The 25,735-nt window shown below is 72.9% G+C and carries 23 protein-coding genes; 12 read left to right on the top strand and 11 right to left on the bottom strand.

The features are described 5' to 3' along the window. The first annotated feature begins 31 nt into the window (after positions 1 to 31). Together HD593_RS35565 and HD593_RS35560 are read left to right on the top strand one after the other, a co-directional pair. The gene (locus HD593_RS35565; protein ID WP_185106307.1) at positions 32 to 1,384 is read left to right on the top strand and encodes a hypothetical protein; all 1,353 of its coding nucleotides are present in this window, start codon (positions 32 to 34) and stop codon (positions 1,382 to 1,384) included. 54 nt (positions 1,385 to 1,438) lie between these two features. Next, positions 1,439 to 2,635 (top strand): cytochrome P450 family protein, encoded by a 1,197-nt coding sequence (locus HD593_RS35560; protein ID WP_221525161.1) that lies wholly within the window; start codon positions 1,439 to 1,441, stop codon positions 2,633 to 2,635. An 82-nt stretch (positions 2,636 to 2,717) separates the two neighbouring features. Here the strand turns inward: HD593_RS35560 and HD593_RS64620 are convergent, their stop codons facing one another. After that, positions 2,718 to 4,769, bottom strand: coding sequence for an LCP family protein (locus tag HD593_RS64620; protein WP_312903939.1), 2,052 nt, complete (start codon positions 4,767 to 4,769; stop codon positions 2,718 to 2,720). 134 nt (positions 4,770 to 4,903) lie between these two features. Further along, positions 4,904 to 5,965, bottom strand: a complete 1,062-nt coding sequence (locus HD593_RS35550) for a neutral zinc metallopeptidase (protein WP_185106306.1) — start codon at positions 5,963 to 5,965, stop codon at positions 4,904 to 4,906. A 501-nt stretch (positions 5,966 to 6,466) separates the two neighbouring features. Between HD593_RS35550 and HD593_RS35545 the strand changes: the two genes are divergently transcribed. Then, positions 6,467 to 7,336, top strand: coding sequence for a LysR family transcriptional regulator (locus tag HD593_RS35545; RefSeq protein WP_185106305.1), 870 nt, complete (start codon positions 6,467 to 6,469; stop codon positions 7,334 to 7,336). Between the two features lie 137 nt (positions 7,337 to 7,473). Here HD593_RS35545 and HD593_RS35540 read toward each other — a convergent pair whose 3' ends face one another. From HD593_RS35540 to HD593_RS35530, 3 genes are all read right to left on the bottom strand, one after another. Beyond that, positions 7,474 to 8,616: a ScyD/ScyE family protein gene (locus HD593_RS35540; protein ID WP_185106304.1), complete on the bottom strand. Its 1,143-nt coding sequence runs from the start codon at positions 8,614 to 8,616 to the stop codon at positions 7,474 to 7,476. A 154-nt stretch (positions 8,617 to 8,770) separates the two neighbouring features. Continuing rightward, entirely contained in the window at positions 8,771 to 10,117 is a 1,347-nt protein-coding gene (locus HD593_RS35535; RefSeq protein ID WP_185106303.1) for a sensor histidine kinase, read from the bottom strand. Beyond that, the gene (locus tag HD593_RS35530) at positions 10,110 to 10,784 is read right to left on the bottom strand and encodes a response regulator transcription factor (protein ID WP_185106302.1); all 675 of its coding nucleotides are present in this window, start codon (positions 10,782 to 10,784) and stop codon (positions 10,110 to 10,112) included. Before HD593_RS35530 ends, HD593_RS35535 begins: the two co-directional genes overlap by 8 nt. A 127-nt stretch (positions 10,785 to 10,911) precedes the next feature. Here HD593_RS35530 and HD593_RS35525 point away from each other — a divergent pair, with 127 nt between their 5' ends. Genes HD593_RS35525 through HD593_RS35515 form a run of 3 tightly spaced genes read left to right on the top strand, consistent with a single transcriptional unit; the run spans position 10,912 to position 14,037 of the window. Beyond that, positions 10,912 to 12,087: a LolA family protein gene (locus HD593_RS35525; RefSeq protein ID WP_185106301.1), complete on the top strand. Its 1,176-nt coding sequence runs from the start codon at positions 10,912 to 10,914 to the stop codon at positions 12,085 to 12,087. Further along, entirely contained in the window at positions 12,084 to 13,070 is a 987-nt protein-coding gene (locus HD593_RS35520) for an ABC transporter ATP-binding protein (RefSeq protein WP_185106300.1), read from the top strand. The genes HD593_RS35525 and HD593_RS35520 overlap by 4 nt, the downstream gene beginning before the upstream one ends. Then, a complete protein-coding gene (locus HD593_RS35515) occupies positions 13,057 to 14,037 on the top strand; it encodes an ABC transporter permease (protein ID WP_185106299.1) in 981 nt (326 codons plus the stop codon). The genes HD593_RS35520 and HD593_RS35515 overlap by 14 nt, the downstream gene beginning before the upstream one ends. 73 nt (positions 14,038 to 14,110) lie before the next feature. Here HD593_RS35515 and HD593_RS35510 read toward each other — a convergent pair whose 3' ends face one another. Both HD593_RS35510 and HD593_RS35505 read right to left on the bottom strand, forming a co-directional pair. Then, on the bottom strand, positions 14,111 to 14,845 hold the full coding sequence (locus HD593_RS35510; protein ID WP_185106298.1) for a YcnI family copper-binding membrane protein: 735 nt from the start codon (positions 14,843 to 14,845) through the stop codon (positions 14,111 to 14,113). A gap of 50 nt (positions 14,846 to 14,895) precedes the next feature. Next, positions 14,896 to 15,435 (bottom strand): MFS transporter, encoded by a 540-nt coding sequence (locus tag HD593_RS35505; RefSeq protein WP_185106297.1) that lies wholly within the window; start codon positions 15,433 to 15,435, stop codon positions 14,896 to 14,898. A 129-nt stretch (positions 15,436 to 15,564) separates the two neighbouring features. On the opposite strand from HD593_RS35505, the gene HD593_RS35500 reads away from it, so the two are divergent. The 3 genes from HD593_RS35500 (at position 15,565) to HD593_RS35490 (ending at position 17,741) form a co-directional block, all read left to right on the top strand. Continuing rightward, complete coding sequence (locus HD593_RS35500) at positions 15,565 to 16,038, top strand: hypothetical protein (protein WP_185106296.1); 474 nt, start codon at positions 15,565 to 15,567, stop codon at positions 16,036 to 16,038. 142 nt (positions 16,039 to 16,180) lie between these two features. Beyond that, positions 16,181 to 16,771, top strand: coding sequence for a sigma-70 family RNA polymerase sigma factor (locus tag HD593_RS35495; RefSeq protein ID WP_185106295.1), 591 nt, complete (start codon positions 16,181 to 16,183; stop codon positions 16,769 to 16,771). After that, a complete protein-coding gene (locus tag HD593_RS35490; RefSeq protein ID WP_185106294.1) occupies positions 16,764 to 17,741 on the top strand; it encodes a CU044_5270 family protein in 978 nt (325 codons plus the stop codon). The genes HD593_RS35495 and HD593_RS35490 overlap by 8 nt, the downstream gene beginning before the upstream one ends. A gap of 81 nt (positions 17,742 to 17,822) precedes the next feature. Here the strand turns inward: HD593_RS35490 and HD593_RS35485 are convergent, their stop codons facing one another. From HD593_RS35485 to HD593_RS35475, 3 genes are read right to left on the bottom strand one after another with little or no spacing between them, the layout of a single operon-like run. Beyond that, positions 17,823 to 18,569: an ABC transporter ATP-binding protein gene (locus HD593_RS35485; RefSeq protein ID WP_185106293.1), complete on the bottom strand. Its 747-nt coding sequence runs from the start codon at positions 18,567 to 18,569 to the stop codon at positions 17,823 to 17,825. Positions 18,570 to 18,574: 5 nt separating this feature from the next. Then, a complete protein-coding gene (locus tag HD593_RS35480; protein WP_185106292.1) occupies positions 18,575 to 19,363 on the bottom strand; it encodes an ABC transporter permease in 789 nt (262 codons plus the stop codon). Then, on the bottom strand, positions 19,356 to 20,180 hold the full coding sequence (locus tag HD593_RS35475; protein ID WP_312903937.1) for an ABC transporter permease: 825 nt from the start codon (positions 20,178 to 20,180) through the stop codon (positions 19,356 to 19,358). Before HD593_RS35475 ends, HD593_RS35480 begins: the two co-directional genes overlap by 8 nt. Positions 20,181 to 20,376: 196 nt before the next feature. Between HD593_RS35475 and HD593_RS35470 the strand changes: the two genes are divergently transcribed. From HD593_RS35470 to HD593_RS35460, 3 genes are all read left to right on the top strand, one after another. Beyond that, a complete protein-coding gene (locus HD593_RS35470) occupies positions 20,377 to 21,354 on the top strand; it encodes an alpha/beta hydrolase (protein ID WP_185106291.1) in 978 nt (325 codons plus the stop codon). 91 nt (positions 21,355 to 21,445) lie between these two features. Beyond that, complete coding sequence (locus tag HD593_RS35465; protein WP_185106290.1) at positions 21,446 to 22,282, top strand: siderophore-interacting protein; 837 nt, start codon at positions 21,446 to 21,448, stop codon at positions 22,280 to 22,282. 185 nt (positions 22,283 to 22,467) lie between these two features. After that, entirely contained in the window at positions 22,468 to 24,009 is a 1,542-nt protein-coding gene (locus tag HD593_RS35460) for a serine/threonine-protein kinase (protein ID WP_185106289.1), read from the top strand. A 437-nt stretch (positions 24,010 to 24,446) separates the two neighbouring features. Here HD593_RS35460 and aceA read toward each other — a convergent pair whose 3' ends face one another. Beyond that, positions 24,447 to 25,733: an isocitrate lyase gene (aceA, locus tag HD593_RS35455; protein ID WP_185106288.1), complete on the bottom strand. Its 1,287-nt coding sequence runs from the start codon at positions 25,731 to 25,733 to the stop codon at positions 24,447 to 24,449. Positions 25,734 to 25,735: the final 2 nt, after the last annotated feature.

Here is a 25,735-nt window from a genome sequence, read left to right as displayed (position 1 = left end):
GTCCGGTAAACCCACGAGCAAAGGTGTAATCATGGCGACACAAGGGGCAGCAAGGATAGATGTCGAGCTCGCCCTGCGGCAGGAGTCCGACCCGGTGCCCGCCGGTCGTGCCGAGCAGATCGCCGCGGTGCTCCCGAAGGGGGTCCTGTTCGCGACCTCGGCACGGGTGGCCGGCCAGCCACCCGCTGAGCAGGCGCGGGTGCCGCAGATGGAGTGGGCCCTCACCTCCGCCTGGCCCTACCAGGGCCGCACCGCCACCGGCAGCGCCGCCGTCCACTACGCGGCCGGTCACGAGCGCCTCGTCCGGCCGATGATCCTGGCCGACGGCTTCGGCTACGGGCCCAGCGACGTGCGGAGCCTGTGGCACCACCTCAACACGCCCTACCCGCCTCACCAGCAACGCCTCCTGGACCAGCTCCTCGCCCAGGGCATCGACGTCGTCCTGCTCGGCTTCGGCGCCAGGCACACGCACATCCAGGCCAACGCCGGCGTGGCCGCCACCTGCATCCGCCGCGCCATCAGCGAGCAGGCCGGCAACGCGCCGCTGGTCGTCGGCGGCCTCGGCATGGGCGGCCTCGTCACCCGCTACGCCCTCGCCGAGATGGAGAACCGCGGCGAGGACCACCAGACCGCGACCTACCTGTCCTACGACGCGCCGCACAACGGCGCCTGGATCCCGCTGATACTCCAGCAGCTCGCGTACTTCGCCCAGGCACTCTCCCCGGCGGAACCCGGCCAGGCGGCCCTGATCGCCAGCCCCGCCGCGCAGCAGCTCCTGTGGGCGTGGGTCGAGAGCGGCCGCTACTCGGGGCCCGTCGCCACCTCCAGCCCGCTGCGCACCGAGTTCCTGGCGGATCTGCGCCGCGTCGGCTGGTTCCCGGTCCGGCCGCGCAAGCTCGGCGTGGCCAACGGGGCCGCCGACGGCACCGGCAGGAACGTGCCACCCGACCACCTCGTGTTCGAGTGGAGCGAGCTGGGCGGCCTCGTCGGCGCCACCGTACGCACCCAGCCGGAACGCGGCCTCAACCGGCACCTCGGCGGCATGCGCGCGGTGCCGATGTGGGCCAGCAAGAGCTACACCAGCGACGTCGGCGCGTTCGACGGCGTGCCGGGCGGCACGCTGCCCCTGTACGGCATGCTCGCCGACCAGCTGGGCGCGCCGATCGCGGGCCGGTACAGATCCACCTGCTTCGTCCCCTCGGTGAGCGCCGTCGCCCTCCAGTACGACCCGCTGGAGTGGCCGATCGACCTCTACACCGACATCACGTCCCTGTCGCCCGAGCAGAGCCAGCTCGACGACTACCAGTGCGACTCGCACAACTCCGAGCACGGCCAGGTGACAGGCGTGCTCGCCGACTGGATCCTGGGACAGCTCGGCAAGTAGCGGCGGCGCGGCGGGCACGCCGCCCGCCGCCCGTCCACCCTGGAGCTCGCACCCATGCTGAACGAGATGTTGCCCGGCTACGAAGGGCTGGTGGCCGACCCGTACCCGGCCTACGCCGACCTGCGGGCGTCCGGCGCGCCCCGCCTGGTGACCATGCGCAGCGGCCTGTACGGCTGGCTCGTGACCCGCTACGACGACGCCCGCGCCGCGCTCGCCGACCCGCGGCTGAGCAAGGACCCGCGCCACGCGCCCGCCGACTGGCGGGAGGCGGGGCGCGGGCGGCCCCTGGAGGACCGGTCGGGGCTGGGCACGCACCTGCTCACCACCGACCCGCCCGAGCACACCCGGCTGCGCCGCGTGGTGTCGGGGTTCTTCACGCCGCGCCGGCTGGCCCGGCTGCGGCCGGGGATCGAGTCCGCCGCGCGCACGCTCGCCGCCGGGCTGTCTCCCGGGGCCGACCTGGTGGGCGACTTCGCCTCGCCGCTGCAGTCCGGGGTGATCTGCGACGTGCTCGGGGTGCCCGCGGCCGACCGTACGGACTTCCAGCGGTGGACGGCGGCCGTGGTGTCGTCGGAGCCGGGGGAACCGGACGCCAGGCCCGCGGCGCTGCGGGCGCTGGGCGCGTACGTAAGCGGGCTGGCCGAGGGCAAGCGGCGGGCGCCGGGGGACGACGTCATCAGCGCCATGATCGCGGCGGCCGACGACGGGGACCGGCTGGGCGAGGACGAGCTGCTCTCGATGATCTTCCTGCTGCTCGTCGCCGGGTACGAGACGACGGTGGGGCTCGTGGGGCTGGGCACGTACACGCTGCTGCGGCATCCCAGCGCCCTGGAGCAGCTGCGCGCCAGGCCCGAGCTGATCGAGCAGGCCGTGGAGGAGCTGCTGCGCCACGACAGCCCGGTCGAGCTGGCCACGTGGCGGTTCACCCTGGAGCCGGTGGAGATCGGCGGGGTCGTGCTGCCGGCCGGGCAGCCTCTCCTGGTGGCGCTGGCCGCGGCCAACCGCGACCCCCTCCGGTTCGCCGACCCCGACCGGCCCGACCTCACCCGGCAGGACAACGCGCACCTGAGCTTCGGTCACGGGCCGCACTACTGCCTGGGGGCGCTGCTGGCCCGCCTCGTCGGGCGGGCGGCGCTGGCGGAGGTCGTCCGGTTGCCGGGGCTGGCGCTGGCTGTGCCGGTGGAGCGGTTGCGGTGGCGGGCCAGCCTCACGGTGCGGGGGCCGCGAGAGCTGCCCGTGACGTTCGGCTAGCCCGGCCGGGCTTCGGCTAGCCCGGCCGGGCGGCTGGGCCTGTCGGCAGGCCGGCCCGGCCGGCGCCGGGGCCTGGGTGGGGTCAGAGGCCGCAGAGGTCGTCCAGGGACTGGGCTCCCGCCTTCTGGCTGTTGCGGGTGGGGGTCTGGGTGGGGGTGGACGTGCGGGGCTTGGCGGGGGTGGAGCCGGTGACGCTGGGGGAGGCGCTCACGTTGGCCGTCTGGGCGCGGCGGGCCGGGCGGGTCGAGTCGTTGATCGCCTTCCTCGTCGCCGTACGGATCTTGGCCCAGTCGGGGCGGCCCGAGTAGAACTCCGGGGGTACGAACTGGAGGCTGGTGATCTTGGCGTCCTTGACCTTGACCGCCAGCTCCATCAGCGGCTTGACCAGGGTGCGGGGGATGTTGGTCTGGGCCAGCTGCTTGGCGGCACGGGCGATCTTCTCGAAGCGGGTCAGGATGACCGACGGGGTGGCCTGCTGCGCGAAGGCGCCGATGACACAGCGCTGGCGGGACATGCGGGAGAAGTCATCACTGCCGACGCGGGAGCGGCCGTACCACAGGGCCTCCTCGCCCGAGAGCTTCCGGTAACCGGCCTTGATCGTACCCGCGGTGCCGTAGAGGCCGCCCCACTTGACGTCCTGCTCCACCTTGATCTTGAGGCCGCCGATGGCGTCCACGAGGTCGGCGAAGCCGTACATGTTCATCAGCATGTAGTAGTCGATCTTCAGGCCGAGCGTGTGGCCGATGGCGTCCATCAGCGCGCGCGGGCCCTGGTTCTTGCCGCCCATGAGCTGCGGGTTGTCGTTGGCGTACTGCCAGACCTCGTTCAGCAGGCCGCCGTTGGGCAGCTCCGCCATGAACCCGTTCGGGAACTGCTTGTGCAGCGGGGAGGAGGCGGGGAAGCGCACGTGCTGCAGGTTGCGGGGGAGGCTGAACAGCACGGTCGCGCCGGTCTTGAGGTCCACGCTGGCGACGTTCATGCTGTCGGTGCGCACGCCCGTCCTGTTGCCGGCCGCGTCGCCGCCGATGAGCAGGAAGTTGACGCGGTCCCTGTCGCCCCAGGGGTTCTCCTCGTCGTGCGCCACCGGCGACTCGCCGGGCTCGGGAGCTTTGAAGATCGAGCCGACCGCGTCCCTGAGGGTCACGACGTAGTTCGCGGTGAGGGCGAACGGCGACATGACCGCCACGCACAGCACGCCCACCACGATGCCGGTCAGTACCTGGCCCTGCTGCCGCAGCCTGTTCGGGCCGAGCGCCACGTAGGAGGTCACCACCACCGCGAACCAGCCCAGTGCGAGCACCGAGGCGAGCACGACCACCACGACCATGTTCGAGTCGTCCACGAGGATGGACGCGTTGGACAGGTCGCCGGCGACGCTCAGGCCGTAGGCCAGGGCCGCGAGCAGCAGCACCGCGTACACGCTGATCAGCGCCAGTCCGGTGCGGCGGTGTCCGGCACGCAGGTGGGCGGCGCCGGGCACGATGGCGGACAGGGCCGTCCAGCCGAGCATGGAGGCGGGGGTCAGCGGTCTGGCGAAGCGCGGCGCGCCCGAGCCCGAGCGGGGCTTGCCGGGGCGGGAGGCGGCGGACGGCTTGCGCGGCTTGCCTGAGCGGGCGGAGGGCTTACGGGGGTTGCCGGACGTCCCGGAGCCGGAGCGGGATGTCTTGGGGCCGGACGCGCCGGAGCCGGACGGGTCAGCGCCGGGCGTGCCGGGGTCGGACGGGTGGGAGCCGGCCGCGCGGGAGTCGGGCGTGCGGGAGTCGGGCGTGCGGGGGCCGGACGAGCGGCGGGCGGAGCCGGCGACGAGCTTTCCGGGGGCGGCGGGCCCGGCGGGCGCTCCAGGGCTGGGAGTGCCCGCCGCGCCAGGCGCCGGCCTGCCTTTCGCGCCGGACGCCGGAGCGCCACCCGTGTCCGGGACGGGCCGGCCGCCCGCGTCGGGGGTGGGCCGGCCGCCCGTGCCCGGCGTGGACCGGCCGCTCGCGTCCGAGGCGGGCCCGCCGCCCGTACCCGGGGCGGGCTGGTCGCCTGCGTCCGGGGCGGGCTGGCCGTTCGTGCCGGAATTCGCGCGCGATCGTCGCGGGGGGCGCCGTTTCCTGCCTTCCGGCGTGGTGTCTACCCCATCGCGATTGCTCACACCTGGCTCCTTACACGCCTACCAGGCAAAACCCTCGTTTTGCCCCCCGATCGGCACAAGATTGCCAGGATTCTAGTCCCCATACCTGGACATCAGAGACATGTGCCCAAGCTGAGATGAACGCCACGCGTCCATCAGGAGACTGTTGAAGACGGCGCCAGCCACGTATTGCACTGGTACGCCTTGCTCCTCTCCCACCCCTGCCGGAACCACCGGCCGCTGTTCACCGGCTTGCCGTGGTCGCGCGGGTATCCCGGATGGTCGCCCACCTGGCTGAAGAACCAGAACAGCCGGCTGCGGTTGGCCGTGTTCACCGGGTACGTCGCCGCGACCGACCGCATCCACATGGCGCCGAAGCAGTTGGCCTGCAGCTCCAGCCGGCGGCTGAGCGCCAGCTTGCCGCTCTGGCTGGTGGAGTCGAGCGTCGCGGACCACCAGGAGTTCATCAGGCCGGTGAGGTTCTGGACGTGGTGGCCGTACTCGTGGGCCATCATGCCGATGATGCCGCCGTGCCAGGTGATGATCTGGCCGTAGCCGGCGGCGTTGCCGCGGCCCCTGGCCATGGCGGAGGTGGAGGCGTAGATGGTGTTGTTCCGCGGGCAGTAGTACGGCACCGTGCTGCCCGGCGACGGGTAGTCGCCGCAGGCGCCGCGGCCGCTCTGGGCCGCGATGGCGTAGTTGGGCGGGCTGAACCTGAAGCCCTGCTTCTCCAGCACCGGCTTCCAGGCCCGGTCCATGCACCTGCCGGTCTTGATGATCAAAGATTTGAGCTGGCTGTGGCTGAAGATGCTGGCGTTCCCGGCCGGGCAGCTCAGCCTGGGCAGGACACCCGCGCGGTACACGCTGTTGTTCTTCAGGCTCGTGTTGACCGTGACCTGGGCGGGCGGCGTGACGGTGGTCGACGGCTCGTCGTCGTCCTCGCTCTGGGTCGGCGTGGGCTGCCTGCTCCGCGACGGGGCGGGGTCCGGGTCGTCGTCCTCGGTGGCCCTGAACGAGGGCTCCTCGGACGGCTCGTACGTCGGGACCGCCACCGGCGTCGAGGTGTCAGAACCGGACGAGGCGGACAACATCACCGCCCCGACGATGATCAGCACGAAGAGCGCCGCCAGCGAGCCGAAGACGGCGCCGAGCACCCCGAGGACCCCCATCCCCGACTTCTTGCGCTGCGGCGGCCGGTGCCACTGCTGCGGCGGCATGGGCGGCGGCGGCGGTGGTGGCGGAGGAGGGGGCGGCGGCTGACGGTACGGCTGCTGCCCGTACGGCGGCTGCCCGTACGGCTGTTGCGGGTAGGTCGGCTGCTGCTGGTACGGGTTCCCCTGCGGAGGCGGAGGCGGTGGCGGTGGCGGGGGCGGGGGCGGCGGTTGGGGCGGCTGCGGGTAGGCGCCCCCCTGCGGTTGCGGCTGCCGGTATCCGGGCGGCGGCCACGGCAACGAGGGGGGCCGCTGGGGCTGGCCTGGCCCCTGCGGCGGGGGTGGATATTGCCCGTTCCCTGTCACCGTGTCTCCCGTTCGCCCCGTCGTCCGAAATGAAGGCATTTGCCATGCGACTTGTCGGACCCTTGCCAAATTTGGGGCAAAAGCATACTGATTTATCACCCGTCACGGATGTAGCAGTGCTCGGTTACAGTCCGAAATCATTCGAGGTGATCTCCGCTATCTCCCGGTCCGGGCGGCGGGCGTTGTCCTAGCTTCTTTTGCATGAATCTCCAGCAGCTCCGCTATGTGGTCGCGACTGCGGAGCACCGCACCATGACCGACGCGGCCAGGTCGCTCTACATCGCGCAGCCTGCGCTGTCCCGCGCGATCCGCGATCTCGAGCGCGAGCTCGGCATGACGTTGTTCGCCCGTTCCGGGCGCGGAGTGGTCGTCACCGCGCAGGGACGCCGGGTGGTCAAGCTGGCGAGGGAGGCACTCGACGCGGTTCACGAGATCGAGGGCCTGGCCAACCAGAGCACACCCACCGACGCGGAGCTCCGCATCGCGTCCACCCCCAGCCTCGAGCCCGGTCTCGCGGGGCGGCTGCTGCCCGCCTACGCGGCCGAGCATCCAGGCGTACGCGTGCACATCGTGCGCTGCGACGGCCGCGACGGCGTCGTCAGCGCCATCAGGGACCAGCGGGCCGACCTCGGCCTCACGGACCTGCCCGTGCCCACGGACCTCATCACCCACCCCCTCGAACGCCAGGAGATCGTCCTGATCTCCCCGCCGGGGCTCGAACTGCCCAACCCGGTGCCCATGGGCAGGCTGCACGGCATGCGCCTGGCACTGCCCGCCCGCGGCAGCATGCGGCGCAGGGAGCTCGACGCCATGTTCGGCAAGTACGCGGTCACCCCGGTGGTCGTGCTCGAGACCGACGAACGCAACGGCTGGCTCAACGCCGTCCGCGCGGGGCAGGCGTCGCTGCTGTGGTACCGCGGCATGGCCGAGCAGGCCGGACGCGCGGGCCTGGTGGTGCGCTCCCTCGAACCCGCCGTGCGCCGCGTCATCGCCGTCGTGCACGCCCGGCGCCGGCTGCCGCTCATCGCCCAGGACTTCCTGGCCACCGCGGAGAAGGGAACCGCCGCCTGACGACTCCTTTGGGAACGATCCATTTCCCGTCTCGCGTGACCTGATGGAGCACGCGACAGCAGCAGCCATGGGGCCCGGCATCGGCGCCGCGCCCCTGATGGCCTCCGGGGATCGATGGCCTCCGGAGAGCCCCGCCGTCAGCCCGTGATCCGCAACACCTCCCCGGACCCCGCCAGCGTGCCCCTGTTGGACACGTAGTACGCGCCGTCCGGCCCGGCCGCCACTCCCGTGGGCGTGAACAGGCCGTCCCCGGCGATGAGCGTCCTGGTCCCGTCGCGCTCGACGCGGTGCAGGGCTCCCGCCGGGTCGCCCGACAGCAGCCCGTTGGCGGCGATCTCCAGCACCAGCAGCCTGCCGCGCCGATCGAAGGCGAGGTCCACGATGTTGGTGAACCCGGAGGCGTACACCCGCGGCGGCTCGCCCGGCGACAGACGCCACACCTCGGCTCCCCCTACGGGGAAGGGGAAGCCCGTGAGCCGGCCCACGTACAGGGCGCCGTCGGGGCCGCGGGCCACGCTCGTCGGCACCGGATGCATCGGGACCTCACCGCCGCCCGGGCCCGGGACCGTACGGACGTCGAACACGGCGACCGTCGAGATCCGGCCTCCCGGGCGCACGCGGAGCAGGTCGTTGGCGCCCGCGTCCACGACCAGCGCGCCCGCGCCGTCGGGGAGCACCGCGTAGGGCTGGCTGTCCGGGCCGGTTCCCGGCTGGCCCTGGTCGGGGTCGTGGGCGGCCTCGTACGCGCCCAGGTCGGCGATGCTCCTCCAGCGCTTGCCCGTCGCCTTGACCAGCGTGGCGACGGCGGCCCCGTCCGGGCCGAGCTGCGCGCGCCTGGCCGGGTCGGTGCCCAGCCCGATCGGGACGAGCAGCCCGCCGTGTGCCGCGGCCACGTCGTGGGCGCCGAGCACCTCGCTGAGGTCCGGCGTGCCCAGGGACGGCAGGCCGGTCACGACGCGGCGCTGCCGGCCCTTCGAAACGGCCGTCACGGCGCCCGTGGGGCCCAGGCAGAACGTCTGGTTCTGGGCGCCGGCGATGCACGGCCCCGGGCCGCCCCTGCCCGCCTCGGCCACGTAGAGGACGCCGCCGGGGCCGAAGTTCAGCCCTCTGGGGTTGTCCAGGCCGGAGGCGATCACGGTCATGGTGGTCCGCGGGCCGGCGGTCGTTCCCGGGCCGGATCCGGCCGTGGCGGGAGCGGCGGCCACGGCGAGCGCGAGGCTCGCCGCGACGGCGGCGGCCGGGAGGGTGCGGCCTGCGGGTCGTCTGCGTGCTGCACGCATGCCCCGTGCGTAACACGCCAGGCGCCCGGTGACCAGGGCCCCTGGCCCCCACGTGACAGGAATGGTCTGACGCGCCCCCTGAGAGCGCGGGACAGGGCGGCTGGTCACGGGACGGGCCAGCCGGACGCCGGACGCCGGCCGACCGCGGGTCGGGTCAGCCGGCCACAGGGAGGCGGACGACCGCGCGCAGGCCCGGGTCAGCGTCCTCCAGGACCACCGTCCCCCCGTGCGCCCGCACGGTCTCCCGCACGATGGCCAGGCCCAGCCCCGCACCACCCTCGTCCCGGCTGCGGCCGGAGTCGAGCCGGGTGAAGCGGTTGAAGACCCGCTCGCGATCCTGCTCGGGAATCCCGGGCCCGTCGTCGGTGATGGTCAGCACGCCGTCGCCCGTCAGCGCCACCTCGACCTTGGAGGCGGTGTGGCGGACCGCGTTGTCCATCAGGTTCGTCAGCACCCGGCTCAGGTCGAGCGCGTCGCCCCGGACCACGACCGGGTCGCACACGGTCAGCCGGGCCTCGGCGTAGCGGTCCACGACCTGCCGCACCACCTCGTCCAGGTCGACCGGCTCGCGCCGGGCGGGCACGCCGCCGCGCTCGTCCAGCCTGGCCAGCGCGAGCAGGTCCTCGGCCAGCCGGGACAGCCGCATCGTGTCCTCCAGCACGCCCTCGGCCGTCTCCTGCCAGTGCTGCCCGTCGGGATGCCCGAGCGCCACTTCGAGCTGCAGCCGGATGCTGGCCAGCGGGCTGCGCAGCTCGTGCGCGGCGTCGGAGACGAGTGCGCGCTGGCGCTGCTCGGCCTCCTCCAGCCGGGCCAGCATGTCGTTGAGGGTGGTGGCCAGGGAGTGCACCTCGTCCTGCGACTGCGGCACCGGCAGCCGGCGCGACCTGGCGGTGTGCGTGATGTCCGCCGCGCCCCTGCGCAGCGCCGCGATGGGCCGCAGCGTACGGCCGATCATCAGCCAGCTCGCCACCGCCAGCAGCACGACCAGCGCCGGCGTGCCGACCAGCAGCACCCGCCCGGCCGTGACGAGGCTGTTCTGGATCTCGCTGATGGGGCGGGCCGCCACCACCGTCTGCCCGTGGTCGGCGCTGAGCACGACGACCCGCAGGAATCCCGGGATCGCGTACGGCCGCCCGTCCAGCAGCGTCGCCTGCCCGCTCTGCAGCACCCGCGCCCTGGCCCGGGCGTCCAGCATCGGCACCAGCCGGTCGGCGCCGTACGTGACGTGCGTGATCCGCCCCCGTGCGTCGATGACCTGCACGATCGTGCCGTCGTGGGTGGTGATGGGGCTGGTCAGCGTGCCCGCGTCGGCGGCCACCCGCACCGTCTGGGCCTGCGCCCTGGTGGAGTCGTCCACGGTGTCCATCAGGGCGCGCTCCAGCACGGTCACCAGCACCGTGGCCGACAGGGCGAGCGCCAGCGCGAGCACCGCGGCGGCCGCCACCGTGAGCCGGAAACGCAGCCCCTGCCGCCGCCACCAGACCAGCGGCGAGTCAGCCACCGTCGCCCGCCAGCCGGTAGCCCGCGCCGCGCACGGTCTGCAGGGCGTTCCTGCCGAACGGGGCGTCGATCTTGCGGCGCAGGTAGCCGACGTACACCTCGACCACGTTCGGGTCGGTGTCGAAGGTGTCCCACACGTGTTCCAGGATCTCCGACTTCGAGACCACCTCGTCCCGCCGCCGCATCAGGTACTCCAGCAGCGCGAACTCCCGGGGCGTCAGCTCGACCTGGCTCTGCCCGCGCTCCACCAGGCGCCTGGCCGGGTCCAGCGACAGGTCGCCCGCCGTGAGCACCGACGGCCGCCGTCCCGCGTCGCGCCGCATCAGCGCCCGCAGCCTGGCCACCAGCACCACGTACGAGAACGGCTTGGTCAGGTAGTCGTCGGCCCCCAGGTCGAGCCCGTCGGCCATGTCGTACTCGCCGTCCTTGGCCGAGAGCATCAGGATCGGCACCCAGTTCTCCTCGGCCCGCAACTGCTTGCAGACGTTGTAGCCGGACAGCCTGGGCAGCATGATGTCGAGCACCACGACGTCGTAGTCGCCCTGCCTGGCCGCGTGCAGCCCCTCCTCGCCGTCGTGCGCGAGATCCACGGCGAACCCCTCCGCCTGCAGCCCGCGCTGCAGCGCGGCCGCCATCCGCCGCTCGTCCTCGACGACAAGTACTCTCATATGGCAATTCTCCCGTCCTCGCGCTGAGACAACGCTGAGAAGGCTGAGAGCCGTCTCAGACTGTCTCAGGGTTGCCACAGGAACCATGACGCAGGCTCTGGGCATCGACATAACGTTAAGGAGTGAGATGCGCAGAGGCACGTTCGTGAGGTGGGGAGTGCCGATCGCGGCAGCGGCCGTGATCGGAGCCGCGATCGGCGCCGGCCCCGTCATAGCCGCGGTCAGCGGCGACCCTGTGCTGCCCGAGCGTTCGGCCGAGCAACTGCTCGCCGACGCCGTGGCGGCCACCAGCAAGGAGGGCGGCATCCCGCCGATGTCGGGCACCGTGCAACAGACGGCCTCGCTCGGCCTGCCGGCGCTGCCGCAGACCGGCGCGGTGTCGCCGCTCAGCCTGCTGTCCGGCTCGCACGAGGTGAAGGTCTGGTACGGCGCGGCCGACAAGCTCCGCGTCGCCATGCCGACCCAGCTGAACGAGACCAACCTGATCGTGAACGGCGGCCAGGCCTGGTACTGGGACAGCGCCACCAACACCGCCACCAAACTGACCGTCAAGCAGGGCACCGGCGGCCCGGCGGCGCACGCCACGCCGCTGCCCCAGGAGACCGAGCTGACGCCGCAGCAGCTCGCCGAGCGGCTGCTGGCCGCCGCCGACGAGCACACCGCGGTCCGGGTGATCAACACGGCGGAGGTGGCGGGCCGCCCGGTCTACCAGCTCGTGCTGGCGCCCAAGGACGAGAGCTCGCTGGTGCAGGAGATCCGGATCGCCCTCGACGGCGAGACGTACGTCCCGCTCCAGGTCCAGGTGTACGCCAAGGGCTCGGCCGAGCCGGCGTACCAGATCGGGTTCACCCAGGTGACGTTCACCCCGCCGGCGGCGGAGAACTTCACCTTCACCCCGCCCGCGGGCGCCAAGGTGGAGGAGCGGACGCTCGGCCTGAACGCGGACGACGCCGCCACCGCGGAGGAGCGCGCGGAGCACGCCAGGGAGGTCGCGGGCGACCTGAAGGTCGTCGGCGAGGGCTGGACGGCCGTCGCGGTCGTGCCGTTCTCCCCGTCGGACCTGACGGCGGCCCAGCAGTCCGCGAAGCCGGAGGACGGCGGCGAGCGGTTCGGCGGGCAGGGCGGCGACCCGGCCGCGCTGGTCGACAACGTGCTCAAGTCCGCCACCCCGGTGAGCGGCACGTGGGGCTCCGGCAGGCTGATCAGGACCAAGCTCGTCACGGCCCTGCTGACCGACGACGGCCGGCTGCTGGTCGGCGCGGTCACCCCGGAGGAGATCACCAAGGCGGCGGGCGTCAAGTGACCACCGTCACGCAGGAAGCGGGGGCGCCCTTCGGGGCGGCCCCGCCCTCCGGGGACCCGGCGGAGGACGCCGCGATCCTCACCCGGGGGCTGACCAAACGATTCAAGGGCGGCCAGGTCGCCGTGGACGCGCTCGACCTGACCGTGCCGCGCGGCTCGGTGTTCGGCTTCCTCGGGCCCAACGGCTCCGGCAAGACGACCACGATCCGCATGTTGCTCGGCCTGGTCGCGCCCACCGAGGGCGAGTACTCCGTGCTGGGGCTGCCGCAGGCCAGGGCCCTGCCCAAGGTGGGGGCGCTGGTCGAGGGGCCGGCGTTCTACCCGTACCTGTCGGGTGCGGCCAACCTGATGCGCTTCGACGCGGCCGACCCGACCGCGCGGCGCGGCACCGCCAAGAGTCGGATCGCCGACGCGCTCGACCGGGTGGGCCTGTCGGCCGCCGCGGGCAAGCGTTACCGCAACTACTCGCTCGGCATGCGCCAGCGGCTGGCCATCGCGGCCGCGCTGCTGGGGCCGCGCGAGCTGCTCGTGCTCGACGAGCCGACCAACGGGCTCGACCCGCAGGGCACCCGCGAGGTGCGCACGCTGGTCAAGGAGATCGCCGCGGAGGGCACCACGGTGTTCGTCTCCTCGCACCTGCTGGCCGAGGTCGAGCAGATGTGCACGCACGCCGCGATCATGCGTACCGGCAGGCTCGTCGCGCAGGGCACGATCGCCTCGCTCAGCGCCGGCCTGGTCACCCGCATCAGGGTGGAGACGCCGGATCCCGACGACGCCGCGCGGGTGCTGGCCGGGCTCGGCCTGGCCGACGTGCGCGCCGAGGGCCGCGAGGTCACGGCGGAGCTGGGCGGGCACGCGCCCGAGCAGGTGAACGCCGCGCTCGTGGGGGAGGGCGTGGCCGTACGCGGGCTGGCCGTGGCGCGGCCGAGCCTGGAGGACGTGTTCGTGGGACTGACAGGGGAGGGCTTCGATGTCGACGGGTGAGGACCCGGGGGCGGGCGGTGCGCGGACGGCCACGCTCGGTCCGCGGCGCACGCCGGGGCTGGTCCCGGTGACGGAGACGATGCGCACCACCGAACGCCACGAGCCGGAGCCCGCGCCCGCGGCCCCGCCCGAGCCGGCCGGGCGGGCGACGTGGGCGTTCTGGCGGCTGCTCGGCTCGGAGCTGGGCCTGACCTTCCGCCGGCCGCGCAACCTGGTCATGCTGTCCGTGCTGGCCGTCGTGCCGGTCGTGGTCGGCGTCGCGCTGCGCATGTTCGGCTCGTCGACGGACGACGACATGAGCGGGCTCGTCCAGGACGTGGCGGGCAACAGCCTCATGCTGACGTTCGTGTCGTTCTCGTTCCTGGTGCTGCTGCTGATGCCGGTGGCCGTGAGCGTGGTGGCGGGCGACTCGATCGCGGGGGAGGCCGGGGGCGGCACGCTGCGCTACCTGCTGGCCGCGCCGGCCGGCCGTACCCGGCTGCTGGCGATCAAGTACCTCAACGCGGTCGTCTACGCCTACGCGGTGACGGCGGTGGTCGCGCTGTCGGCGCTGGTGACGGGGCTGGTGCTGTTCCCGGCGGGGGACGTGACGCTGCTGTCCGGCACGACGGTGCCGCTGACCGACGGGCTGCTGCGGATCGCCATCTCGGTCGGGTACGTCGGAGCCGGCATGGCGGCGCTGGCCGCGGTCGCGCTGGCGCTGTCGGTGTTCACCGAGGTGTCCATCGGGGCCATCGCGGGGACCGTGGTGCTGGTCATCGTCTGCCAGGTGCTGCGGGCCATCCCGGAGCTGGGCTCGATCGCGCCGTACCTGCTGCCGACCAGGTTCACCAACTTCGACGCGGTGCTGCGCAGCCCGATCGACGTGGCGGCCCTGCGGGACGGGCTGCTGACGTTCGGGGCGTACATCGTGCTGTTCGGCTCGATCGCCTGGGCGCGGTTCTCCGGCAAGGACATCACGTCCTGATCTCCGCCACGCCGCCGCCCGTGCCCGGGACCGAGGCACGGCCGGCGGCGGCGCAGCGGGGGAGCCGTGCCCGTCAGGCGGACGGGCGGCGGCGCAGGCCCAGGGCGCCGATCACGACGCCGATGATGCCCACGACGAGCCCGGCCCCGCCGAGCAGGCGGGCGGTGCCGTCCGACGACGAGGCGGCCGCGACCGGCGTCACCGACGGGGCGCCGGAGGCTGACGCCGCGGCGGACGCGGACGCCGCGGCGGTGGCGGGGGTGGCCGTGGCGCCGTCCTCGGCGGCGGGCACCAGCTTGAGCAGCGGCGCCGGGTGCTCGGGCTCCGTGCCGTCGGCCTTCGGGGCCTCCGACCAGTCCACGACCTCGCCGCCCGAGTACGTCTGCTTGGTCGGGAACATCAGCGAGTCCACCTCGGGCAGCTGCCCCATGGACACCTCGAACTCCTGGAACTCCCCAGGATTGATCTTGCCGCCCTCCCAGACGACCTTGGTGACGGCCTCTTCCAGATCGCCGTACTCGGTCTTGACCGGCGCGGGCAGCTTGCCCTCGGTGACCTTGACCGTCCACCCGGGCACGGGCTTGACGGAGACGAAGGCCAGCGGGTGTTCGGTGGGGAAGGAGACCTCGATCTTGGTGGTCGAGGCGTTGTCGCGCTCGTTCGGCACCCGGAACGCGACCTTGGTGAACCCGCCCTGCTCGGCGGTGCCCGGCTGGATGGTGACGTGCGCGAACGCGGGCAGGGCCAGAGCGGCGGTGAGCGCGGTGGCGGCGGCGACCACGGTCGCGGCACGGCGTACGAAGGACATGTCGAAGGCTCCACTTGGGTGATGGGGGATGAAAAAGGGGTGTCAGAAGCTCAGGCGGGAAGTGGAGGACCACGCCTGGCCACGCTGTGCCGGAGATCCGGCTGCGGCGGCACCACCCTGGTGCGGACGACCGGCGCGCCGGGCCGCGACACGGGCGCGGCGGCCGGGGGGAGCAGGAGGACGAGACGGCGGCCGATGCGGCGCAGCAGCGACCAGAGCGCGGCCTCGCCGCGCGACAGCCACAGGCCGGTGATCACCGTGGCGGTGAGGTGCGTGAGCAGCATGCCGGCGTTGACGGCCAGGCCGCCCTGAGCGTGCCCGTGCACCGAGACGTAGGAGGCGCCCTCGCCCGCGAACAGCTCGTGCAGCCCGACCTGCGCGCCGACCAGCACCAGGTTGATCGTGCCCGCCGAGCGCTCCCTGCCGCACAGCGCCAGCCCGAGCGCGGACACGCCCGCGAGCCCGAGCGCGGCGGCCCAGGGCGCGGGTGCGGCGCCGCCGCCGAGGACGTGGGCGAGCGCGGCCAGGGTCACGCAGACGGCGGCGAAGGCGGCCGTCCGCGCGAGCCGGAGGGGAAGTCGCGCACGCATGGGTGTGCCCCATGCTCTCACGGGGCAGGGGAGGATGAGACCTCGAGTCCCAAGCTGGTCAATGCCTGGTCCGAAAATGGCATTTGTCGCTAGGGTCGTGCCGATCGCGCTGACATAGAGGTGAGAACGTTGCGGCACTTAGGTGGTTTGCTGGTCGGCCTATTGGTGACGGCGGCCGTGCTCGGGGGCGGCGGATGGGCGGTGCAGCAGGCCGTCGGGAACGCCGCGGCGAATCCACCGGACAGCCAGGGGATCTGGATCGCGCTCGGCGCGATGGCCGCGGTCGGGCTCGTCGCGGGCCTGGTTACGGCCGGCCGGATCTCCCCGCTGGCTACCTTCGTCCCGTCCATGGTGCTGCTGGCCTGGACGGTCGTGTACGCGCTCGACATGAACCGGGCGCTCTCCTTCATCCCGGCCGAGCCCTCGGTCAACCAGATCATCCGCGACGCCGGCTTCGGCGCCAGGACCCTCCTCACGACCGGGGTGTACGCGCTGCTCGGCGTGATCCTGTTCATCCCCGTGCTGATGCCGTCGCGGTGGTCGCGCCGCGACGACGAGCTCGACGAGGACTACGAGACCACCCCCGAGGGCAGCTACTACTGACCCTCGTGAACACCTGGACCGCGGCCGCCTCTTGCCGGGAGGCGGCCGCAGTCATGTGACGCAGGTCACATCGAAAAGCGCGAACTCCTCGCGGCCGTGCGGGCGAAAGCCAGCGGAAACACCGTACGGACGGGAGCGACATGTGATCGACGAAGTGCCCGGCGAGCCGGCCGACTCCGAGCTGATCCGGCGGTCCGGGCAGGTCCCGGAGATCTTCGCCGAGCTCTTCGACCGGCACGCGGCGGCCCTGCGGCGCTACGTCGCCAGGCGGCTCGGGGAGTCGCTGGCCGACGACGTCGTCTCCGACGCGTTCCTGGCCGCGTTCCGGCGCCGCCGCCACTACGACCCGAGCCATCCCGACGCCCGCCCCTGGCTGTACGGCATCGCCGCCAGGCTCATCCAGCGTCACCGCCGGGTCGAGGTCAGGCTCTACCGGGCCCTGGCCCGCACCGGGGTGGACGAGATCACCGAGCCGTACGCCGACAGGATCGACGACCGCGTAGCGGCGGAGCAGGCGGGCCTGGCCGCGGCGCTGGCGGACCTGCCGGCCGCCGACCGGGAGGTGCTGTTACTCGTGGCCTGGGCGGACATGACGTACGAGGACGTGGCCCGCGCACTGGGCATCCCCATCGGCACCGTCCGGTCCCGCCTGCACCGCGCCAGGGCCAGGACCCGCGCGGCGCTCGGCGGGAGCGACCCCACCACGGCACGAGAGGAGTCCTTCGGTGGATGACCTGCGATCCCTGCGCGAGCTGCGTGCCGTGGTGCCGGAGCCGGGCGAGGAGTGGACGGCCCGGGGCCGCCGCCGGCTGCTGCGCCGGATGCGCACGCGCAGGCGCGGATTCGGCCGCGCGCTCCTGCTGGCCGGCGCGCTGGGCACCGCGGCCGCGGTCGCCCTGGTCGTCGTCCGGCCGCAGGCGCCCGCGCAGCCGGTTCCATCGGCCCAGCCGCGGACCGTCCAGCTCGACCCGGACACCGTCCTGGCCCTGGCCGCCGACACGGTGGGCAGGCGCCGGGCCGCCGAGGTGCCGCTGCCGACGCAGTGGCAGTACAGCAGGACACTGGACAAGCAGCCGGCCCGGGACACGATCGAGACCAGGGAGTCCTGGATCCGCTACGACGGCAAGCAGACCGCCGGCTTCGGCAGGGACGGCAGGCTGTCCGTCCGGGACGTCCCGCCCGACCCGGGTGACGACGACCTGTCGCCGCAGCAGTACGACCGGAAGCTGCGCGAGCTGCCCACCGACCCGAAGCGGCTGCTCGCCAAGGTGACCAGGGACCGGCACTGGATCGACTACCCCAGGGAGGAAGGCGTCCCCCATGTCGTCGCCCCCGACGCCGCCCGCGCCTACGGCGTGATCATGCTCTACCTCAGCCGGTCCGGCGTCATGCCGCCCGAGCTGGAGTCGGCCCTCTTCGAGGCCCTGGCGCTCATCCCCGGCGTCCGGGTCGAGCAGGGCGTCACCGACGCGGCCGGCCGCAGCGGCCTGGGCATCTGGCGGGACACCGGCGAGGCGGACCCGGCCACCCGCCGCTACCGCATCCTGGACCCGCGGACCTACCGCTACCTGGGCGAGCGGACGATCTGGCTGCGCGACGAGAACATGTTCGGCGACGCGGAGCCCGAGGTCCGCAAGGGTGCGGTGTGGGCCACCGCCCAGCTCGCCTCGGTCATCGTGGACCGCCCAGGCGAGCGGGGCTGACCGGGCGGCGGTCCGGCGCCGCCGGCCTGCGTCCGGCGCCGGCGTGAGTCCGGCGCCGCCGGCATGCGTCGTCCCGTGCTGTCAGCGGGCGGTGCCCGTGTAGAGGCGGGTGACCACCTCCTCCAGCGACGCCTGGTCGGGGGCCGTGGCCATCAGGTCGTCGAGGGTGCCGTCGAACGCCAGCCGCCCGTGGTCGATCAGCATGACGCGGCGGCACAGGCGCTCGATGTCGCCGAGGTCGTGCGTGGTCAGCAGCACGGTCGTGCCCCGCTCCGCGTTCTGCCGCAGCAGGAACTCGCGGATGCTGGCCTTGCTGACCACGTCGAGCCCGATCGTCGGCTCGTCGAGCACCAGCACGTCGGGCGCGTGCAGCAGCGCCGCCGCCAGGTCGCCCCGCATGCGCTGGCCGAGGCTGAGCTGCCGCACCGGCGTGCGCAGGAACTCGCCCAGGTCCAGCGTCTCGGTCAGCTCGTCGAGCCGGGCGGCGAAGGCGGCGCGGTCGACCCGGTACAGGTGCCTGATCAGCTCGAAGCTGTCCCGCAGCGGCAGGTCCCACCACAGCGTCGTACGCTGCCCGAACACCACCCCGATGCGCCGCGCCAGCGTCGTGCGGCGGCGCGAGGGGTCCAGCCCCGCCACCCTGACCCGGCCCGAGGTGGGGGTCAGGATGCCGCACAACATCTTGATCGTGGTGGACTTGCCGGCGCCGTTGGGGCCGAGGTAGCCGACGAACTCGCCCGCCGACACCGTGAACGACAGGTCGCGCACGGCGTGCACGACGTTCCTCTTCACCTTGAACGAGCGTCCGGCCCGGTCAAGCTCGATCATTCGCGTCACCTCCCCGTGGATCGGTAGTGCCGGACGCCCTGCCGCCAGGCCAGCGCGGCCAGCAGGGCCAGGACCAGCGCGGCGGCCGGCCCGATGAACCGCATGAACCCGGGCGTGCCGAACGGGTCCGCCCTGCCCAGCACGTACAGGCCGGGCTGCCAGTTGACGAACGCCAGCGGCAGCACGTACGTCACGGCCCTGGCCAGGTCGCGGCCGTAGACGCTGAGCGGGTACTGGGTGAGCTGGCTGCTGCCGTAGGTCAGGGTGTTGACCACCTCGGGGGCGTCGGTCAGCACGAACTGCAGCGCGCCGGCGATCGTCCACAACGAGGTGAAGATGACGATCCCCGTCACCACCATGACCGGGATCATCCAGGCGCGCCCCCCGTCGATGCCGAGCGCGGCGACCGCGTAGCCGAGCACCAGCGCGGCCTGGAGGATGCGCCCGACGCGGTTGGCCATGAAGCGGTCGGCGGCGAGCTGGATCCACGCGCCGACCGGCCTGATCAGGAACGTGTCGAGGGTGCCCGCCTTGATGTGCTGGCTGACCCGGTCGAGGTTGCTGACGAACGTGTCGCAGATGGCGAAGGCCAGGCCCGCCGTCCCGTACAGGAACAGCACCTCCTCGCGGGAGAAGCCGGCCAGGGTGGTGGTGTTGGCGAAGACGACCAGGATCACGCCCACGTCGATGGCGGCGATGGCGAAGCCGAACGCGGTCATCATCGCGAACGAGACCGGGTACGCCGCCGCCGCGCGGGTCCACGTCCACAGCAGCAGGAAGTACGTCCTAGCCACCCTGGATCACCACCTTGTGGCGGATCGCCCGGGTGCCGAGCGCGCCCAGGCCGAGCAGGACCACGGCCCAGAACGCCTGGAACGCCAGCGTCTCCAGCACCGGGGCGTTGCCGAGGTAGAGGTCGGTGGGCAGCTGCACCATGGCGGCCCAGGGCAGCGCCATGGCCAGGTCGCCGAACCAGCCGGGGAACAGGTGCAGTGGCACCATCATGCCGCTGAAGAACGTGCTCAGCACCAGCGACACGACCGCGACGCCGCGGTCGTCGAGCAGCCAGCAGACCGACAGCGCGACCAGGTAACGCCAGCCGAAGCTGACGACCACGGCGATCGCGAAGCCGGCCAGGAACGCCAGCCACTGGCCGGGCGTGGCGGGCACGTGGATGCCGAAGATCGCGGCGCCGAGCAGCATCGGCGGGATGCCGCGTACCAGGAACAGGTAGGCGGCCCTGCCGACGTCCTCGGCGAGCGTCCAGAGCTGCAGCGAGGCGGGACGGACCAGGTCGAGCGCGATGTCGCCGCTGCGGATGCGCTCGGGGATGGCCAGCCCGCCGCCGAAGAGCTGCATCGGCCCGATGAAGGCCTGGGTGACGAAGCAGAAGGTGATGGCGTCGGTGATGTCGTAGCCGGCCAGGCCGGGGCGGGCCTGCCAGAGCGCGATCAGGATGTACGCGCGCAGGATGCCGAAGACGCTGTTGGTGAACGCGCCGGCGAGCGCGGCCCAGACGTAGGTGGCGTGTTTGCGGAAGCCGTACCGGACGAGCCGGGCATAGAGCGGGAAGGTTTTGCACCTCCAGGGGGTGATGACACGGTTACGCACCGTGCCTGGACCCGCGCACGGGTCTGCCGGTGGGAAACACGGATTATCCGTCGCGGGGTCGGCGGCCCGCAACGGGATTTTCCGGGGGCGCGGCGCGGGCGGTCATCGTGCCGAAATATCCGCGTAAGAGATGAGTTACTTACTGGCCGGTAGGGATCTCGCGAGAGAGGGAAGAAATCTTCTGGAAGGGGGCGGTATGCGAGTCGACAGGGACGTGATCCCGGAGTATCCGCTGAGCTGGCAGGCCAGGGCGCTCACCGGCCTCCTGCGCGGCACCGTGAAACCGGCCTCCAGCCTGCTGATGCGCCACCCGCTGGCCCTGTCCGGAGCCGCCCGGCTCGGCGAGCTGGCCCGGGTGGTGAACGTGCCGCATCCCGAGCACGTCGCGGTCGTCCCGGCGGCCTTCTCCGCGTGCGGCGGGGAGTGGGTGCGCGGAGGGCAGGGGCTCGACGAGCGCAAGGTGGTGCTCTACTTCCACGGTGGCGGCTACTTCTCCTGCTCGCCGCGCACCCACCGGCCCATCACCTGGCGGCTGTCGGCGGTGTCCAGGCGGCCGGTCCTGGCGCTGGACTACCGCCAGGGCCCGGTGCACAGGCTGGCCGACTCCCTGGCCGACGCGCTGGACGCCTACGACTGCCTCCTGCGGCGCGGGCACGCGCCGCAGGACGTGATCCTGGCGGGCGACTCGGCGGGCGGCCATCTCACGCTGGCGACCCTGCTGGCGCTGCGCGACAGGGGCCTGCCGCTGCCCGCGGCGGCGATCTGCCTGTCGCCGTGGGCCGACCTCACCGACTTCCCGCGCCGGGCGAACCGCTGGCAGGACCCCATGCTCCCGGCGAGCAGGGTGCGCTGGCTGGCCCGCCGGTGGACCTCCGGCCTGGACCCCTGGGACCCGCTCGTCTCGCCGGTGCACGGCGACTTCGCGGGGCTGCCGCCGCTGATGATCGTGACGGGCTCGACGGAGGTGCTGCGGGACGAGGCCAGGCGGGTGGCGCAGCGGGCGCGGCTGGCGGGGGTGCAGGTCAGGTACGAGGAGTGGCCGCGCATGCCGCACGTCTTCCCGATCCTGGCCGACGTGCTGCCCGAGGCGCGGCTGGCGTTCCGGCACATGTCGCAGTTCCTCCAGGCGGTGGCGGAACTGCCGGAGGCGATGGGGGATTCGGCGGCGGCGTGAGTTTTTGCCTGTCTCGTTTGGGGTGATAGGTCTGCGGTAGGAGCGAGGGACGGTATAAGGTTAGGTATGCCTAACTCAGGGGGGCTGTCCTATGGCTGAACAGCGTACGGATCACCACCGGGGTGTCGTCCAGCGAACCGAGCGCCTCTCGCGCAACATGGTCCGCGTGGTCGTGGGCGGGGACGGGCTGGCGGAGTTCGCCACCCGGGGGCTCACCGACCACTACGTCAAGCTGGTCTTCCTCTGCGAGGGCGTCGAGTACCCGCGGCCGTTCAGCGTGAAGACCTGCCGCGAGACCCTGCCGCGCGAGGTCTGGCCGAAGCTGCGGACCTACACCGTACGCGCCTGGGACCCCTACACCCGCGAGCTCACCCTCGACTTCGTCGTGCACGGCGACGAGGGCCTGGCCGGCCCGTGGGCGGACCGCGCGCGGCCGGGCGACGAGCTGCTCATCCTGGGCCCCGGCGGCGGCTACGCGCCCGACCGCGAGGCGGGCTGGCACCTGCTCGTGGGGGACGAGAGCGCGCTGCCGGCCATCGCCGCCTCGCTGGAGGCGCTCCCCGACGCCGTCCCCGCCCGCGTCCTCATCGAGGTGGACGCCCCAGAGGACGAGCTGAAGCTCGAAACCGCCGCCGACGCGCGGATCCGCTGGCTGTACCGGGGCGACCGCCCGGTCGGCGAGCGGCTCGTGGCCGCCGTGCGCGAGCTGGACTTTCCCGACGGCGACGTGCACGCGTTCGTGCACGGCGAGGCCGGATTCGTCAAGGAGCTCCGCCGCCACCTGCGCCTGGAGCGGGGGATCCCGCTCGACCGGCTGTCCATCTCCGGCTACTGGCGGCTCGGGGCGGACGACGAGGCGTGGCGTCAGGTCAAGGGCGACTGGAACCGTCAGGTCGAGGCCGAGGAAGCCGCCGCAATCGCCTCCTGACGCAGGAATCGCCTGGTTTCCCACCCCTTACTTACCTCGAAGGAATGATCGCCTTCCCTCCGATACCCCTTGCGTAAGACATGCGGAAAGCCCGCCCCGGATGCCGCCACAGTGTGCCTTGCCAGCACACTGATCAGGAGAGGCGAAACCGGATGGCGCGTGGTGCGAGCGAGCTGCCTCCTGGCGTGCGACCGCTTACGGTGGGGGACCCGGTCATCATCGGCCGATACCTGCTCCTCGGCCGCCTCGGAACGGGCGGGATGGGAGTGGTGTATCTGGCGGAGCACCCTCAGGGGGGCCTCGTCGCGCTGAAGACGCCGCATGCGGTGCATCTCAACGATGCCACGTTACGGGCGCGCTTCGCTGAGGAAGTGGCGTTCTCGCGAAGATTGGTGCCCTTCTGCACGGCCGCGGTCGTCGAGGACGGCACCGACAGGGACCGCCCGTACCTCGTCACCGAGTACATCCCCGGCCCCGCCCTCTCCCAGGTCGTCAGGGCCGGCGGGCCGCTGGCACCCGACCTCGCCTACGGGGTCGCGCTCGGCGTCGCGGCGGCGCTGGTCGCCGTGCACGAGGCCGGGCTGGTGCACCGCGACCTCAAGCCGGGCAACGTGCTGCTGTCCGCCCAGGGGCCGCGCGTCATCGACTTCGGCATCGCCCGTGACGTGGACACGCTCGCCGCGCACACCCAGGCCGGGCAGGTCATGGGCAGCCCCGGCTGGGTGGCGCCCGAGCGGCTGACCGGCGGCGCCGCCCTGCCCGCCTCGGACGTCTTCGCCTGGGGCTGCCTGGTGGCCTTCGCGGCCACGGGGCACCACCCGTTCGGGGGCGGGGAGCCGGACGTGCTGACCCGGCGCATCCTGTTCGACCCGCCGCGCGTCGAGCGCGTGCCGGCCCTGCTCAGGCCCGCCGTCACGGCCGCCCTGACCAAGGATCCCGCCGACCGGCCCAAGGCCGCCGACCTGCTGAGGGCGCTGCTGGCCGCCGGAGGGGTGGGGGATCCGTGGGAGCTGCGCCGGGCGGTGGAGGAGGTGCTGGGCAAGATCTGGACGCCCGTGCCCTATCCGCCCGGGGGAGGGCTGGTACGGCTGGTGGAGGAGCCCTCCGCGGAGGATGTGGAGCGTTCCGAGGCGCCTGGGCGGCGCGGCCGCGCGAAGTCCCGGGCAGGGGCTCGGGCGAGGTCGCGGGCTCAGCTCTCGCAGGCCAGTTTCGCGGCCCTGGCCACGGTCTCGATCGCGGCCATCACGGTCATCGCCGCCTCGGGCGGGGACGGGCTGAGCGTGGGCGGTGGCTCGCTGCTGCCCGGCAACCCGCCTGCCGTACGGTCCTCGGGCAGCGCCGGCTCGACCGTCCGCCCGCCGGCCGTCACCAGAGGGAACCCGCCCCCGGTCCAGCTCGCGACGAGGACGGCGGCGCCGGGCACGCCCACGGTGTTCGTCACGCAGACCAGGACGAAGGGGCCCGTCGTCGTGCTGACGCCCTCCGGCGAGCGGCGTGGCACGTTCCGGCCCACCCAGACCAGCGGTCCCGGTGACGGGGGCGGGGACGAGGGGGAGGCGTGCGCGTCACCGGCGGCCCGCAGGCGGGGCAACGCGGCGGCCAGGCGGGACTGCCCGCAACCGTCGGGCTCGATCAGCACGATCCCGCAGGACGGGCCGGGCGAATCGCCGGACCCGACCGGCTCGCCCTCGGACACCCCGGCGACGACCGGCACCGCCACTCCCTGAGGCCGTGAGGAGGCGGCGCCGGCCCCGCCGCTATCAGGGAAGGCATAAGGAGCCGCCCGCGCACCGGAACGGTCTCGCCGCGATGGTGGCCGGGACGGCACCGGCACGGCAACGCCGATCGAGGTGCGGGCGCCCTTCAAGGTGCCGGTCGAGGTGCCGGTCGAGGTGCCGGTCGAGGTGCCGGGCCGGGCGCAGATCAAGATGCCGAGCGAGGTGTCGCAAGGTGTCTCCTGACACGGACGGTGGTGCTGGTGCCAGTGTGACGAAACGGCACCGCCAACGGCTGTGCCGCTGGTCACAGCCTTGTTGTGCCGCCGGTGACACCCCGGGCGGGCAAAAGGGGCGAGCCGCGCCGGTGCTGGGGGGACCGGCGCGGCCCGCGTTCGCCGGGGGAACCTTCCCATGCCCTGGAGGTGGCCGGCGAGCTCATGGGTGGATCAATGGCCGAACTGCTCCTCCTCGGTCGATCCCCGCAGCGCGGTGGTCGAGGAGTCGGGCGCCACGGCCGTGGAGACCAGGTCGAAGTAGCCGGTGCCGACCTCGCGCTGGTGGCGGGTGGCGGTGTAGCCCCGCGCCTCGGCGGCGAACTCGGCCTCCTGCAGCTCGACGTACGCGGTCATGCCGTCCGCCGCGTACCCCTGGGCCAGGTCGAACATGCCGTAGTTCAGCGAGTGGAACCCGGCGAGGGTGATGAACTGGAACTTGTACCCCATGTGCCCCAGCTCCCGCTGGAACTTGGCGATGGTGGAGTCGTCCAGGTGCTTCTTCCAGTTGAACGACGGCGAGCAGTTGTAGGCGAGCATCTGGTCCGGGTACTCGGCCTTGATCGCCTCGGCGAACGCGCGGGCCACGTCCAGGTCGGGCGTGCCGGTCTCCATCCAGAGCAGGTCGGAGTACGGCGCGTACGCCAGGCCGCGCGCCACGCACGCCTCCAGCCCGTTCCTGACCCGGTAGAAGCCCTCGGACGTGCGGTCGCCGGTGGTGAAGGCCTGGTCGCGCGGGTCCACGTCGCTGGTCAGGAGCGTCGCGGCCTGGGCGTCGGTCCGCGCGACGATCAGCGAGGGCACGCCGGCGACGTCCGCGGCGAGGCGGGCGGCGTTCAGCGTCTTGATGTGCTGGCCGGTCGGGATCAGCACCTTGCCGCCCAGGTGGCCGCACTTCTTCTCGGAGGCGAGCTGGTCCTCCCAGTGCACGCCCGCGGCGCCGGCCGCGATCATGCCCTTCATCAGCTCGAACGCGTTGAGCACGCCGCCGAAGCCGGCCTCCGCGTCCGCCACGATGGGCGCCAGCCAGTGCGGGGCGTCATCGTCGCCCTCCGACCAGGTGATCTGGTCGGCGCGCAGCAGCGCGTTGTTGATGCGGCGCACGACGGCAGGCACGGAGTTGGCCGGGTACAGGCTCTGGTCCGGGTACGTCTGCCCGCCCAGGTTCGCATCCGCGGCCACCTGCCAGCCGGACAGGTAGATGGCCTTCAGACCGGCCCTCACCTGCTGCACCGCCTGGTTGCCGGTGAGCGCGCCGAGGCTGTTGACGTAGTCCTCGGTGTGCAGGAGCTGCCACAGCCGCTCGGCGCCGAGCCGGGCCAGCGTGTGCTCCTCCTGGACGCTGCCGCGCAACCTGATCACGTCTTCCGCGCTGTACGTGCGCTCGATGCCCGCCCAGCGAGGGTCGTTGTCCCATTCGTCCTGCAGCTGCTCGGCAGCTCCCTTGAGGCGATCGATCATTG

The sequence above is a fragment of the Nonomuraea rubra genome, assembly GCF_014207985.1.
GTDB classification, from domain to species: domain Bacteria; phylum Actinomycetota; class Actinomycetes; order Streptosporangiales; family Streptosporangiaceae; genus Nonomuraea; species Nonomuraea rubra.
Note: the sequence above shows the minus strand (reverse complement) of the source record. Positions and strands in the feature narration are given on the sequence as shown.